This window comes from Rhizobium sp. 007, assembly GCF_015353075.1.
Lineage (GTDB): Bacteria > Pseudomonadota > Alphaproteobacteria > Rhizobiales > Rhizobiaceae > Rhizobium.
Genome location: NZ_CP064187.1, coordinates 4,041,804 through 4,055,824, shown reverse-complemented (window position 1 = coordinate 4,055,824; position 14,021 = coordinate 4,041,804). Strand labels below are relative to the sequence as shown.

Below are 14,021 nucleotides of genomic sequence, written 5' to 3'. Positions count from 1 at the left end.
TGCAAGGAGGCGGACTGGGTTCAGGCCCGTTTAACACGAACCAACCGGCGCATACGTGGGCCTTGTCAGTATCAAAGGTCACGCAGGAGATTTTATGTCAGTAGCTACTCCCTCTCGCGAGGATTTCGCGGCCCTTCTCGAAGAGTCCTTTGCCAAGAACGATCTGGCTGAAGGCTATGTCACCAAGGGCATCGTCACCGGCATCGAAAAAGATGTCGCCGTTGTCGACGTCGGCCTGAAGGTCGAAGGCCGCATCGCGCTCAAGGAATTCGGCGCGAAAGCCAAGGATGGTTCGCTGAAGGTCGGCGACGAAGTTGAAGTGTATGTCGAGCGTATCGAAAACGCGCTTGGCGAAGCGGTTCTGTCGCGCGAGAAGGCTCGCCGCGAAGAAAGCTGGATCAAGCTTGAAGCAAAGTTCGAAGCCGGCGAGCGCGTCGAAGGCGTAATCTTCAACCAGGTCAAGGGCGGCTTCACGGTCGACCTCGACGGTGCGATCGCCTTCCTGCCGCGTTCTCAGGTCGATATCCGTCCGATCCGCGACGTTTCCCCGCTGATGCACAACCCGCAGCCCTTCGAAATCCTCAAGATGGACAAGCGCCGCGGCAACATCGTGGTTTCGCGCCGTACGGTTCTGGAAGAGTCCCGTGCCGAGCAGCGTTCTGAAATCGTTCAGAACCTCGAAGAAGGCCAGGTTGTTGACGGCGTCGTCAAGAACATCACCGATTACGGTGCATTCGTTGACCTGGGCGGCATCGACGGCCTGCTGCACGTCACCGACATGGCATGGCGCCGTGTGAACCATCCGTCGGAAATCCTGAACATCGGCCAGCAGGTCAAGGTTCAGATCATCCGCATCAACCAGGAAACCCACCGCATCTCGCTTGGCATGAAGCAGCTCGAGAGCGATCCGTGGGATGGCATCCAGGCCAAGTATCCGGAAGGCAAGAAGATTTCCGGTACAGTCACGAACATCACCGACTACGGTGCGTTCGTCGAGCTGGAGCCGGGCATCGAAGGCCTGATCCACATCTCGGAAATGTCCTGGACCAAGAAGAACGTACACCCCGGCAAGATCCTGTCCACGAGCCAGGAAGTCGAAGTCGTCGTCCTCGAAGTCGATCCGTCCAAGCGCCGTATTTCGCTCGGCCTCAAGCAGACGCTGGAAAATCCGTGGGCAGCATTCGCCCGCAATCATCCGGCCGGCACTGAAGTTGAAGGCGAAGTCAAGAACAAGACCGAATTCGGCCTGTTCATCGGTCTCGACGGCGACGTTGACGGCATGGTGCATCTCTCCGACCTCGACTGGAACCGTCCGGGCGAGCAGGTCATCGAAGAGTTCAACAAGGGTGACGTCGTCAAGGCAGTTGTTCTCGACGTCGACGTCGAGAAGGAACGCATCTCGCTCGGCATCAAGCAGCTCGGCAAGGATGCGGTTGGCGAAGCAGCTGCTTCCGGCGACCTGCGCAAGAATGCAGTCGTTTCCTGCGAAGTCATCGCAGTCAACGACGGCGGCATCGAAGTGAAGCTCGTCGACCACGAAGACATCACTTCGTTCATCCGCCGCGCAGACCTCTCGCGTGACCGCGACGAGCAGCGTCCGGAACGCTTCTCGGTTGGCCAGGTTGTTGACGCCCGCGTCACCAACTTCTCCAAGAAGGACCGCAAGATAATGCTGTCCATCAAGGCGCTGGAAATCGCAGAAGAGAAGGAAGCTGTCGCTCAGTTCGGTTCATCCGATAGCGGCGCTTCGCTCGGCGACATCCTTGGCGCGGCTCTGAAGAACCGCGGCGAGTAATCGTCAAGCCTTTGAAATCAAGATCCCGCTGGAGCGATCCGGCGGGTTTTTTGTTTGCTTATTCCCAGCCGGCCATGCGCTGATAGAGTGCGTAAACCGGATCGGCGACGGTATTGCCTGATGCTGTGGCGTCGACCTCGGGCAGATCCTGCGGCGTGACACCTTCCGCTCGTTGCTCGCCTTCAGCCTCTGCGTCCTGATGCTCGCTGCCTGTGTTGGCCTGCTGCTCGCCCTCGGAGCCACTGCCTTCGTAGTCGCGACGATGCATTTCGCCGTCGCGGCGTGGGGCACCGTCCTTGGCGAACTGGTAAGGATGCTGGGCGTATGGCATCCCATCAATTGGCTTCAGCAAACCTGACTTCTGCACGGCCTCTGCAATATCGGCAGGAAGAACCTGCGGCTGCGCGACGATGTCTTTCTGCTGGTGGACAATCTGCGTGGAATCGGCAACCGGTAACCGCGCAGTCACCACTGTCTGCTGCAGCTTCGCAGGGACCGCGGCTTCGGAAATGTCTGCCGGCGCCGGCTCTGCCTCGGCTACCATGTCGCCGGCTGGCCTCTCGGTTGTCCCCGGCACCGCTGCCAAATCGTCCAGGAGTGTTGCCGTTTCCTGCTCGCCGATGATTGCAACGATGAGCTCCGAAGCTTCTTCGGTCATCGAGGCAAGAACACCGGTCCAGACTTTGGGAATAACCGGCTCCGAAGGATCGGAGCGCACCGCCGGGATCTGAGCTTCAACGTCTATTGGCTCGTCGATCAACTTCAGCGTATCCGCCGAAACCGGATCCTCGGCCTGCACGTCAACCGCATCACGGAATTCGAGAGGGTTGTCCTCTGCGCGCGCAGGCTCTTCAAATGCCGCCTCGACGATTTTGACCGGTTGCTCCGCCAATTCGGCAATGAGCACAGCTGGCGCAAGCGGCAACGCACTCTTGGTTGGCATGGAGGCCTGAGTTTCCCGTACGGGCGATTGCTGCGCCTTTGCGATTGGCAGCAGTTTCTCTTCCTGGATTGCGATGTTTGGCCGTGCTTCCGGGCGCAGAGGCGAAGCATCGTTCTGGCGATAGGAGCGAACGACGGCGCGGGCCGCCAGATCACGATCCTTATAACGGATCGTTTCCAGATAGGCGATCACGCGGGCTGCCTCCGGACCGGCCGGATTCTTCAGTGCCTCAGCAATCAACCGCAGCGGCAGAGTATGACCGGCGCCCGCGAGCTGGGTCTCGATCTCGTTGATCCGGGCGGCCGGAAGCTTCTGGATGGCTTCTGCGAGACGCGATGCAAAAGCGAGATTGCTTTCCAATTCCCGGCGCGGCAGCGGCAGCGCGCCGGAGGCGGCATTGATGGCATCGAGCAGCGCGTCGAACATGCGCTCGCGAGCGGCTGCGAGAAGGATATTGAGCTTGCCGGCAATCGCTGAATTGAGGTCTGTGGCTTCGACTGCCTGGACAGGCGTCGGCGCAACGACTGAACGACCGAGCCCGTTGGCAACGATCACCGCAGTTTGGCCGTGGGAGGAAAGGCTTGCATTTGACGCTGCACGAACCGGAGTCAACATGGCATGCTCCTTTTGTCGCAAAGTGACGATGGAAGCAGATCACAAGAGGACCGCGCTCATCCGGCCCCTCGCATTCTCCAGCAGATCCTCCTGTCCGCATGGCGCGTCATCGCACCGTCGAATGCATAAAAATTAGCGATAATCTTACCGAAGTCTCGTTAATGAAACGCTAACGGCCGGGCGGGGATGAAATCCCGCCCGGCCGCCGCAGGCGTGTTTTTGGCCTTAAAGACTTCAGCTATGGGCGAAGATATCCGCTTCTTCCCAGCCGAGCAGATCGAGTTTGGCGCGGGTCGGCAGGAATTCGAAGCAGGCGGTTGCGTGGTCGATGCGGCCGTCGCGGATCAGCCGCTCGGTCAGCTTGTCGCGCAACGCATGCAGATAGAGCACATCGGAGGCGGCATATTCGAGCTGCGCCGGCGACAGGGTCGCCGCTGCCCAATCCGACGACTGCTGCACCTTGGAGATGTCGACGTCGAGCATTTCCTTGAGATTGTCCTTCAGGCCGTGGCGATCCGTATAGGTGCGGCACAGGCGCGATGCGATCTTGGTGCAGAAGACCGGCGCCGTAGTGACGCCGAAGGTGTGGAACAGCACAGCGATATCGAAGCGTCCATAATGGAATATCTTCTGGCGAGCCGGATCGGCGAACATGGCGACGAGGTTGGGCGCTTCCTTCTGTCCGGCGGCAATGCGGATGACATCGGCGGTGCCGTCGCCCGGAGAAAGCTGCACGACGCAGAGCCGGTCGCGGCGCGGCACGAGGCCGAGCGTTTCCGTATCGATCGCGATCGCACCTGTATAACGGGCGGCGTCCGGCTCTGAAATATCGCCTTCGTGGTAACGGATGGTGGCGGCCATGGCTGTCTCTTATCGTTTCAATGTCTCACGTCGCGCTATAGCGCAAAGGCAGCCGTAGCGATACCGCTTTAACGTTCTTCGAGAGTTAGAATGTCGGTGGCGTATTGATCCACAGGAGCACGGTCTCGCCATCGTGACGATTGCGCCAGGAATGATAGCGGCGGCTTTCGAAGTAGAGCGAGTCACCGGGACCGAGATCGAAGAACTGGTCGGAATCCAGAACGAGTTCGAGGCGGCCGGAAAGCACATGCATGAATTCCTCGCCTTCATGCCGGTAGGCGCCTTCGCTGGCAGCCCCCGGTGCCAGCACGAAACGATGGCAATCCATCATCCGTCGGCCTTCGGCCAGCAGTTGCACCGTAACGCCGGGCGTCGTCTGCGGCCAGGTGCGCCATTCGCCGGAACGGATGATTGCGGTAACGTCTTCGCTCTCCTCGCCGGAAAGGCGCGAGACTGTGGTGCCGTAATATTCCGCGAGATCGTGCAGCGTCTTGAAGCTGACGCCCTGCGACGTGCGCTCTAGCGTCGACAGGGTCGAGGAGGTGATGCCCATATCGCTCGCCACCTGCTCCAGCGTCTTGCCCGCCGCATGGCGAAGACTGCGGAGCCTGCGGCCGATGTCGGAAGTGCTGCTGCTCTCGGCGGATTCGGCCGATGGCTCCTCGCTTTCCAGTGCCTCGCGGATCGCCGCCGGATTGAGGCCGCGCTCGACGCGATACCACGAAATCCGCTTCAGACGGGCGACATCCTCGGCGCTGTATTGCCGATGCCCTGTTTCCGAGCGGCCGGGAACGAGCAGGCCCTGGCTTTCCCAGAGGCGCGCCGTGGAGGCGGAAATGCCTGCCAGCCTTGCCGCTTCGGCCACCTTGTAGCGCACCGGACCGTTGTTGTTCATCAAGCAATAAATCCCTGATTCCGTTTTGTTTTAGGCGCTGTGCGCGTCAGAATCTTCTGGCGCGAGCATCCATCAAAAAGCGTGATGTTTGAAGCAAAAAATGCCGCTTGATTTCCTGCAGGAAAAATGTAGGAATTTTCTAAATGCCTTGCAGAAATTATGCAAGATAATTCCTCGACCCTTTCCAGCGCAGGAGCGCGAGCACGATGGACACGATCACCCTTACGGACCGGAAGAATGCCGCAATTTCGCGCGGCGTTGGCATGACCACGCAGATCTATGCCGACCGAGCGGAGAATGCCGAGATCTGGGACAAGGAGGGACGCCGCTACATCGATTTCGCGGCCGGTATCGCAGTGCTCAACACGGGCCACCGCCATCCGCGGGTGATCGCCGCGGTAAAAGATCAACTCGATCACTTCACCCATACCTGCCATCAAGTCGTGCCTTATGAAAGCTACGTGCATCTCGCCGAACGCCTGAACGCGCTGACGCCCGGAAATTTTGCGAAGAAGACGATCTTCGTGACGACGGGCGCCGAGGCCGTCGAAAACGCCGTGAAGATAGCGCGTGCTGCGACCGGCCGCTCCGCCGTCATCGCCTTTGGCGGCGGCTTCCATGGGCGCACCTTCATGGGCATGGCGCTGACCGGCAAGGTCGTGCCCTACAAGGTTGGCTTCGGCGCGATGCCGGGCGATGTTTTCCACGTGCCCTTCCCCGTAGAGATGCATGGCGTGTCCCTTGAACAGTCGCTTGCCGCCCTGAAGAAGCTCTTCGCCGCCGATGTCGATCCGCAGCGCGTGGCCGCTATCATCATCGAGCCGGTTCAGGGCGAAGGCGGTTTCTATCCGGCGCCGGTCGCATTCATGAAGGCGCTACGCGAACTCTGCGACCAGCACGGCATTCTGCTGATTGCCGACGAAGTGCAGACGGGCTTTGCACGCACGGGTAAGATGTTTGCGATGGACCACCATGAGGTCGCGCCCGACCTGATGACCATGGCAAAGAGCCTTGCCGGCGGCTTTCCGCTGGCTGCCGTCACCGGCCGCGCGGAGATCATGGATGCACCTGCCCCTGGCGGTCTCGGCGGCACCTATGGCGGCAACCCGCTCGGCATCGCCGCGGCGCATGCCGTGCTCGACGTCATCAAAGATGAGGATCTCTGCAACCGAGCCAACCAGCTCGGCAGCCGCCTGAAGCAACGGTTGGAATCTCTGCGCGACAAGGTGCCGGAAATCGTCGACATCCGCGGCCCGGGTTTCATGAACGCCGTCGAGTTCAACGACAAGGCGACAAAGCTGCCGAGCGCGGATTTCGCGAATAAGGTCCGCCTGATCGCGCTGGAGAAGGGTCTCATTCTTTTGACCTGCGGCGTGCACGGAAACGTCATTCGCTTCCTTGCCCCGATCACCATCCAGGACAATATCTTCGTCGAAGCGCTCGATATCCTCGAAGCCTCTATCCTTCAAGCAAGTGCGGGCAAGTAACCGCCCTTCGGAGTAAATGACATGTCATTCACGACTGCACTGACCAAGCATGTGCCCTTTTCCTCGCCGTTCCTCCGCGACTTAGGATACATCAACGGCGAATGGACGAGGGGCGAAGCAACGAAAACCTTCGACGTTTTGAACCCGGCCACAGGCGAAGTGCTCGCCTCGCTGCCGGACATGGGTACTGCCGACACCCGCAAAGCCATCGACGCGGCCTATGCGGCGCAACCTGCATGGGCAGCACGTCCTGCAAGGGAGCGTAGCGCTATCCTGCGCAAGTGGTTCGACCTGATGGTTGCCAACGCCGATGAGCTGGCGGCGATCCTGACGGCGGAAATGGGTAAGCCTTTTCCTGAGGCGCGCGGCGAGATCCTTTATGCCGCCGCTTATATCGAATGGTATGCGGAGGAAGCCAAGCGCATCTACGGCGAAACGATCCCTGCTCCTTCCAACGACAAGCGCATGATCGTTATCAAACAGCCGGTCGGAGTCGTCGGCACCATCACGCCTTGGAACTTCCCGGCAGCGATGATCACCCGCAAGATCGCTCCGGCGCTGGCTGTCGGCTGCACGGTTGTTTCGAAACCCGCCGAGCAGACCCCGCTCTCGGCGATCGCGCTTGCGGTTCTTGCCGAACAGGCCGGCATTCCGGCTGGCGTTTTCAACGTCATTGTCGGCGAAGACGGTCCGGCGATCGGCAAGGAACTTTGCAGCAACGACAAAGTGCGCAAGATCAGCTTTACCGGTTCGACGGAAGTCGGCCGCATCCTGATGCGCCAGTGCGCCGACCAGATCAAGAAGGTGAGCCTCGAGCTCGGCGGCAACGCACCCTTCATCGTCTTTGACGATGCCGATCTCGATGCCGCCGTCGAAGGTGCGATCGCCTCCAAATACCGCAATGCCGGCCAGACTTGCGTTTGCGCCAACCGGCTCTACGTCCAGTCAGGCGTCTACGACGCATTTGCGGCCAAGCTGGCATCAAAGGTCGAAGCCATGTCCGTCGGCGACGGCTTCGAGGCAGGCGTCACGATCGGCCCGCTGATCGACGCGCAGGGCCTTGCAAAGGTCGAAGATCACGTCAGCGACGCGCTTTCCAAGGGCGCCAGGGTGCTGACCGGCGGCAAGCGCATCGAAGGCGCCGGCACCTTCTTCACGCCGACCGTATTGACCGGCGTTGCCCGCGGCATGAAGGTAGCACGTGAAGAAACTTTCGGTCCTGTTGCTCCACTCTTCCGCTTCGATACTGTTGAAGAGGTGATTGAACAGGCTAACGACACCGAATTCGGCCTTGCCGCATATTTCTTCGCCGGCGATCTGAAGAAGGTCTGGAAGGTTGCCGAAGCGCTGGAATATGGCATGGTCGGTATCAATACCGGCCTGATGTCCACGGAGACGGCGCCTTTCGGCGGCGTCAAGCAATCCGGACACGGCCGCGAAGGTTCGCGCCATGGCGTCGACGATTATCTCGAAATGAAATACCTCTGCATCGGCAATCTCTGAGCCGAAAGTAAAAGGGCGCCGGCGGCGGCGCCCTTTTACTGCCAGTCAATAGTGCGGCGGACGGGTGATCGCCGGGGCTTCGAGGGTTTGCTCCTCAAGGGACAGAAAGCGTTCCGTCAGCCGGTCGAGCTTGGTGCGCATCTGCTCGACGACCTTCCATTGCTCCGCGAGTTGATCGGAAAGCTCGTCGATCGTCTTTGCCTGATGGGCGACCATTTCCTCAAGTTTGGTGATTCGACCCGTCTCGTCGGACATCGGTTTTCTCCCGGCAATTTCTGCCTTTCCAAAGCGGAAATAAGTCTTTGCGTCAATGCTTTCGAGGCTCGCAAAAAACGATTCCGAAAGTGAACCGTTTAGTTACTAATAGGGCTTGCCGTCCTTGCCCAGGTGGGATAGGCCCTGTCTAATCAGGGAGGAAATCTGATGGATGTAGGAAACGGCTTTCTTCATCCGGACCGGCTCTTTCCGGCCGATCCGGCAACGCGAACCATCGCGCGCGAGCTTTACGAAGCGGTTCGCAATCTGCCGATTGTCAGCCCGCACGGGCACACCGAACCTTCGTGGTTTGCCGAGGACAAGCCTTTCGAGGATGCGGCTTCGCTGCTTGTCATTCCCGATCACTATCTTTTCCGCATGCTGCACAGTGTCGGCGTCAAGCTGGACGATCTCGGCGTGCCGCGGCTCGACGGCAAGCCGGTCGCGGAGGGCCGGGCGATCTGGCGGGCATTTTCTGCACAGCATCACCTTTTCCGCGGTACGCCTTCCAGTCTTTGGGTCGATCATGCGATGTCGGCCGTGCTTGGCTGCGACGAACCGCTGACCCCGGATAATGCCGATAAGCTTTACGACCACATCAACGCACAATTGGCGCTGCCCGAGTTCCGCCCGCGCGCGCTGCACAAGCGTTTCGGTATCGAGACGATTGCGACGACGGAAGGCGCGCTCGACCCGCTGACCCATCACCAGAAGATGGCGGCTGAGGGCTGGATCGGCCGCGTGCGCACCACATACCGGCCGGACAGCGTCACCGATCCGGATGCCGTCGGTTTCCGTGCCAATCTCCTGCAATTCGGCGAAATCACCGGCACCGACATTACCCGGTGGGATGGCATGGTCGATGCGCACCGCAAGCGCCGCGCCTATTTCCGCCAGTTCGGCGCAACGGCCACGGACCACGGCGTGCCGACGGCCTTTACCGCCGATCTACCGCTCGCCGACAAGCAGGCGCTGCTCGACAAAGCCCTGAGAGGTCCTCTTTCTGGGGCAAATGCCGAGCTTTTCCGTGGCCAGATGATGACGGAGATGGCCGGCCTCTCGGCCGAAGACGGCATGGTGATGCAAATTCATGCCGGCTCCCGCCGAAACACCGACAGCGGCCTTTTCCAGACGCGCGGTCCGAACATGGGCGCCGACATTCCGACACGCACGGACTGGGTCGGCGGCTTGAACGCTCTGCTATCGAAATACGGCCATGCGTCCGGTCTCAGGGTTCTGCTCTTCACACTCGACGAGACGACCTATGCCCGCGAACTGGCACCGATGGCCGGGCACTGGGAGTGCCTGATGATCGGCCCGCCCTGGTGGTTCCATGACAGCCCGAACGGCATTCGCCGCTATCTAGACCAGGTCGTTGAAACGGCCGGCTTTGCCAATCTCGCCGGCTTCAACGACGATACGCGGGCACTGCTTTCAATCCCCGCCCGCCACGACGTCTGGCGCCGCGAGGTCTGCCGCTTCCTGGCGCAGCTCGCAGCCGAGCACCGGATTTCAAAGAAGGATGCCGAGATCGTCGCGCGCGAACTTTCCTATGACAATGCGAAGAAGGCATACAAGTTGTGACGGATCGACTGCAAAACCTGACGGGCCTCGCGCCGACGGCAAAACTTCCGGCCTATGACCGAAGCAAGCTGAAAAGCGGCATCCTGCATCTCGGCCCGGGCGCCTTTTTCCGCGCGCATTTTGCACCCTTTACCGATGCGGCACTTGCGGCCGCCGGCGGCGAGTGGGGCATTGAAGTCGCAAGCCTGCGCACCGCCGATGTCGCGGATCACCTGAACGAGCAGAACGGCCTCTATACGATGCTGATCCGCGATACGTCGGGAACGACAGGGCAGGTGATCGGCCCGATCCTGAAGGCGCATGTCGCAACGCGAGACCCGGCAGGGCTGCTTGCCCGCCTGGAAGATCCGGCAATCCGCATCGTCAGCCTGACGGTGACCGAGAAGGCCTATGGTCTGGATACCCTTACCGGCGGCCTCGATCTCAACCATCCCGACATCGCCGCCGATCTTATCCATCCGCAAACGCCGCGCGGCGTTGTCGGCTATCTTGTCGAAGGGCTAGCGCGTCGGCGTAAAAAGGGTATTGCGCCCTTCACGCCGCTAAGTTGCGATAACCTGCCGAGCAACGGCGCAGTCCTCAAGCGCCTGGTTCTCGAATTCGCGAGCCGCGTCGATCCTTCGTTGCACGACTGGATCGAACGGACCGTCCCCTTTCCCTCCACGATGGTGGATCGCATCACCCCGGCCAGTACCGACGTTACCTATGCCGATGCCGAGCGCCTGACGGGGCGGCAGGATCTCGCGGCGATCGAGACCGAACCCTTCACGCAATGGGTGATCGAAGACCATTTCGCCAATGGCCGCCCGGGCTGGGACAAGGCTGGCGTGCTGATGGTCGAGGAGGTCTCGGCCTACGAGAAGATGAAGCTTCGCATGCTGAACGGGGCGCATTCCCTGCTCGCCTATCTTGGATATATAGGTGGTTATGAATACATCCGCGATGTCATGGAAGATGCCGGGTTGGCAGCGCTTGCGCGGCGGCATATGAGCGCGGCAGCTGCGACCCTCGATCCCGTTCCAGGGATCAATCTCGAGCATTATGCGGAAGAACTCATAGCGCGCTTTGCAAATAAGGCGATCGCGCACCGGACCTATCAGATCGCCATGGACGGGACGCAGAAACTGCCGCAACGTCTCCTGGAGCCGGCAACGGAAGCGCTTGCTCATGGCAGCAAGGCGGAGACTTATGCAATCGCAGTCGCCGCCTGGATGCGCTATGCGCTGGGCGCCGACCGGAACGGCAAAAGTTACGAATTGCGTGATCCGAGAGCTGGTGAAATCGCAGATCTCCTTACAGATGTTCCGCGAAACGGCGCTGCGGTAGCAGCGGCGCTTTTCGGCCTGCCTGGGCTATTCCCAGCGGCACTGGCGAAAAACGCCGCCTGGACCGAGGACGTGGCGAACAAGCTGGAGATTCTGATCCAGGATAGCAGGCTGCCGTTGATTTGAGTGGGGGCGCGCCGCGTTACTCCGCCGCCACTGCGCCCAGGTCATTGGGCGCTGAAGGCTCCTTAAGCGGGTGATTCACGGCGAGACGCGCCCTGGCTGGGCTCCTGTCACAAGGACAGGAATGAGCGGAAAGTTGGGCGCTTGCCAAAATCTGGCAGTACAGCCGCATTGCAAACACCTATTAAGCCTTGATGCGCTTCATCTCCGGGTCATAGAGCGGCTTCAGCGACACCGTGCAGGGAATACGCTCCCTCGCAACGTCCAGTTCATAAGTTCCCGACAACATGAAATCCTCGGTCACGCCGTCGGGATTGCGGATATAGCCGTAGCCGATCGGTTTGCCGATCGTGTAGCCGAAGCCGCCGCTGGAAAGCCAGCCGACACGTTTGCCATTCCGATAAATGGTTTCGCGGCCGAGAAGGACGGTCTCCGGATCGTCCGGCACGACGCAAGCGAGCATCTTTTTCACACCGCCTGAAAGCTGGCGCTCGATCGCCTTGCGACCACGGAAGTCGATGTTCTTCTTCGTTTTGACTGCCCAGGCGAGCCCCGCCTCGATCGGTGTATGATCTGGGCCAATATCCGAACCCCAGGCGCGATAGCCCTTCTCCAGACGGCAGCTTTCGATGGCACGGTAGCCGGCATTGACGAGACCGAAACCACTACCGGCAGCCATCAAGGCATCATAGACCGTCGTTGCATATTCGACAGGGACATGGAGTTCATAGCCCAATTCGCCGACATAGGTGATCCGCAAAGCTCTGACGGGGCAGCCGACGATGCCGATGGTCTTTACCCGGCTGAACGGAAAGGCGGCGTTGGACACGTCACTGGTAGTGACTTTCTCAAGGACAGCGCGGGAATTCGGCCCCATCAGGGAAAGAACCGAATGGGCCGATGTCACATCGACAAGCTCGGCCCGCATATCTGCCGGAATATTGCGGGCGATCCAATCGAAATCGTGAGTGGCAAAGCCGGTGCCGGTAACGATGTAGAATTCGTTCTCGGCGATGCGGGCGACGGTGACGTCGCATTCGATGCCGCCCTTGTCGTTCAGCATCTGCGTGTAGGTGAGCGATCCGGCGGGCTTGGCGACATCATTCGAGGCGATCCACGAAAGCGCGGCCTCTGCATCCCTCCCCTTCAGAACAAACTTTGCAAAAGATGTTTGATCGAAGATGACAGCCGCTTCGCGCACGGCCTTGTGCTCGCGGCCGACGGCATCGAACCAGTTCTGACGGCCGTAGGTATAGACGTCCTTCGGCTCCTCGTCGGCAAAGAGATCGGCGAACCAGTTCGGCCGCTCCCAGCCGAGCTTTTCGCCGAAGCAGGCGCCCTGAGCCTTGAGGCGATCGTAAAGCGGCGACTTGCGGCAGGGGCGACCACTCGAATGCTCTTCAAAAGGCCAAGCCATCGTATAATGCTTGCCATAGGCCTCCAGCGTGCGAGTACGCACCCAGTCGGTATCGAAGTGGGGGCGGCCGAAGCGGCGGATGTCGACCGGCCAGAGATCATAAGGCGGCTCACCTTTGGCGACCCACTCGGCGAGCGCCATGCCGGCACCGCCGCCCGAGGCTATGCCGAAAGCGTTGAACCCGGCGCCGACGAAGAAATTCCTCAGCTCCGGCGCTTCGCCGAGAATGAAATTGCCATCCGGCGTGAAACTCTCCGGTCCATTCAGGAGCTGTTTGACCCCCGCCTTCTGCAAGCCTGAAACCCGCTCCAGCGCCTGCTCCATGATCTGCTCGAAGTGATCGAAATTGCTGTCGAGCAGCGTGTAATGGAAACCTTCCGGAATGCCGTTCACCGCCCAGGGGATTGGATTTGGCTCATAGCCGCCCATGACGAGCCCGCCAACTTCTTCCTTGTAGTAGGTGAGGCGATCCGGATCGCGCAGCGTCGGCAGATTGGAAGGCACGCCGAAGGATTCGGTGATGATGTACTGATGCTCGACGGAGACGAGCGGCACGTTGACGCCGAAACGAGCAGCGAAAGCCCGGGTCCACTGACCGGCGCAGACGATGACGCGTTCGCATTCGATGCGGCCTTTTTCGGTGATGACGGCGCGGATCTTTCCTTTGTCGATTTCCAGGTCGAGAACTTCCGTATCCTCGAAGATCGAGATGCCGGACATCCGGGCGCCTTTCGCCAGCGCCTGCGTGATGTCGGAAGGATTCGCCTGGCCGTCGGTCGGCAGATAGGCTGCGCCCACAAGGTCGTCGATCGTCATCAGCGGCCAGAGTTCGAAGGCTTCCTGGGGAGTGAGCAATCGCATGTCGAGGCCGAAAGATTGCGCTGTCGTTGCCTGGCGCTTCACCTCCGTCCAGCGCTCTTCATTGCAGGCAAGCCGCAATCCACCGTTCATTTTCCAGCCGGTGCCGAGACCGGTTTCGGCTTCAAGTTTTTTGTAAAGATCAACGGAATAGCCAAGCAGCTGGGTGATGTTGGCGCTGGTACGCAGCTGACCGACGAGGCCCGCCGCATGGAAGGTGGTGCCGGAGGTGAGCTTCTTGCGCTCGAGCAGCACCGTATCCGTCCAGCCGAGCTTGCCCAAATGATAGGCCGTCGAGCAACCGATGATGCCGCCGCCGATGACCACAGCTTTCGCCGTCTTCGGTAATTCCTTCGCCAT

10 protein-coding genes are annotated in these 14,021 nt (G+C 60.3%); 5 read left to right on the top strand and 5 right to left on the bottom strand.

Annotation, left to right across the window (positions count from 1 at the left end; all coding sequences use genetic code 11):
• Positions 1–94 precede the first annotated feature (94 nt).
• On the top strand, positions 95–1,795 hold the full coding sequence (gene rpsA, locus ISN39_RS19685; RefSeq protein WP_022713201.1) for a 30S ribosomal protein S1: 1,701 nt from the start codon (positions 95–97) through the stop codon (positions 1,793–1,795).
• A 58-nt stretch (positions 1,796–1,853) separates the two neighbouring features.
• Here rpsA and ISN39_RS19680 read toward each other — a convergent pair whose 3' ends face one another.
• The 3 genes from ISN39_RS19680 to ISN39_RS19670 all read right to left on the bottom strand — a co-directional run bounded on the left by ISN39_RS19680 (position 1,854) and on the right by ISN39_RS19670 (position 5,109).
• On the bottom strand, positions 1,854–3,353 hold the full coding sequence (locus tag ISN39_RS19680; RefSeq protein ID WP_194728595.1) for a hypothetical protein: 1,500 nt from the start codon (positions 3,351–3,353) through the stop codon (positions 1,854–1,856).
• A gap of 234 nt (positions 3,354–3,587) precedes the next feature.
• The gene (locus ISN39_RS19675) at positions 3,588–4,214 is read right to left on the bottom strand and encodes a ribonuclease D (protein WP_074066191.1); all 627 of its coding nucleotides are present in this window, start codon (positions 4,212–4,214) and stop codon (positions 3,588–3,590) included.
• 85 nt (positions 4,215–4,299) lie between these two features.
• Complete coding sequence (locus ISN39_RS19670) at positions 4,300–5,109, bottom strand: MerR family transcriptional regulator (RefSeq protein ID WP_194728594.1); 810 nt, start codon at positions 5,107–5,109, stop codon at positions 4,300–4,302.
• A gap of 206 nt (positions 5,110–5,315) precedes the next feature.
• On the opposite strand from ISN39_RS19670, the gene ISN39_RS19665 reads away from it, so the two are divergent.
• Positions 5,316–6,596: a 4-aminobutyrate--2-oxoglutarate transaminase gene (locus tag ISN39_RS19665; protein ID WP_194728593.1), complete on the top strand. Its 1,281-nt coding sequence runs from the start codon at positions 5,316–5,318 to the stop codon at positions 6,594–6,596.
• Between the two features lie 21 nt (positions 6,597–6,617).
• A complete protein-coding gene (locus ISN39_RS19660) occupies positions 6,618–8,099 on the top strand; it encodes an NAD-dependent succinate-semialdehyde dehydrogenase (RefSeq protein ID WP_194728592.1) in 1,482 nt (493 codons plus the stop codon).
• A 45-nt stretch (positions 8,100–8,144) separates the two neighbouring features.
• Here the strand turns inward: ISN39_RS19660 and ISN39_RS19655 are convergent, their stop codons facing one another.
• The gene (locus ISN39_RS19655; protein ID WP_194728591.1) at positions 8,145–8,354 is read right to left on the bottom strand and encodes a SlyX family protein; all 210 of its coding nucleotides are present in this window, start codon (positions 8,352–8,354) and stop codon (positions 8,145–8,147) included.
• Between the two features lie 168 nt (positions 8,355–8,522).
• On the opposite strand from ISN39_RS19655, the gene uxaC reads away from it, so the two are divergent.
• Together uxaC and ISN39_RS19645 are read left to right on the top strand one after the other, a co-directional pair.
• Positions 8,523–9,938, top strand: coding sequence for a glucuronate isomerase (uxaC, locus tag ISN39_RS19650; RefSeq protein WP_194728590.1), 1,416 nt, complete (start codon positions 8,523–8,525; stop codon positions 9,936–9,938).
• Complete coding sequence (locus ISN39_RS19645) at positions 9,935–11,389, top strand: mannitol dehydrogenase family protein (RefSeq protein WP_194728589.1); 1,455 nt, start codon at positions 9,935–9,937, stop codon at positions 11,387–11,389. The genes uxaC and ISN39_RS19645 overlap by 4 nt, the downstream gene beginning before the upstream one ends.
• Positions 11,390–11,570: 181 nt before the next feature.
• On the opposite strand, the gene ISN39_RS19640 is transcribed toward ISN39_RS19645, so the two are convergent.
• Positions 11,571–14,021 carry an FAD-dependent oxidoreductase gene (locus ISN39_RS19640; protein ID WP_194728588.1) on the bottom strand — a complete coding sequence of 817 codons (2,451 nt, stop codon included), beginning with the start codon at positions 14,019–14,021 and terminating at the stop codon, positions 11,571–11,573.

What these genes read in the sequence shown, in the direction of transcription:
- ISN39_RS19655 (WP_194728591.1), bottom strand. Translation starts at nt 8,354, where the DNA reads ATGTCCGACGAGACGGGTCGAATCACCAAACTTGAGGAAATGGTCGCC.
- ISN39_RS19660 (WP_194728592.1), top strand. Translation starts at nt 6,618, where the DNA reads ATGTCATTCACGACTGCACTGACCAAGCATGTGCCCTTTTCCTCGCCG.
- ISN39_RS19665 (WP_194728593.1), top strand. Translation starts at nt 5,316, where the DNA reads ATGGACACGATCACCCTTACGGACCGGAAGAATGCCGCAATTTCGCGC.
- ISN39_RS19675 (WP_074066191.1), bottom strand. Translation starts at nt 4,214, where the DNA reads ATGGCCGCCACCATCCGTTACCACGAAGGCGATATTTCAGAGCCGGAC.
- rpsA (WP_022713201.1), top strand. Translation starts at nt 95, where the DNA reads ATGTCAGTAGCTACTCCCTCTCGCGAGGATTTCGCGGCCCTTCTCGAA.
- ISN39_RS19680 (WP_194728595.1), bottom strand. Translation starts at nt 3,353, where the DNA reads ATGTTGACTCCGGTTCGTGCAGCGTCAAATGCAAGCCTTTCCTCCCAC.
- ISN39_RS19640 (WP_194728588.1), bottom strand. Translation starts at nt 14,021, where the DNA reads ATGGCGAAGGAATTACCGAAGACGGCGAAAGCTGTGGTCATCGGCGGC.
- ISN39_RS19670 (WP_194728594.1), bottom strand. Translation starts at nt 5,109, where the DNA reads ATGAACAACAACGGTCCGGTGCGCTACAAGGTGGCCGAAGCGGCAAGG.
- uxaC (WP_194728590.1), top strand. Translation starts at nt 8,523, where the DNA reads ATGGATGTAGGAAACGGCTTTCTTCATCCGGACCGGCTCTTTCCGGCC.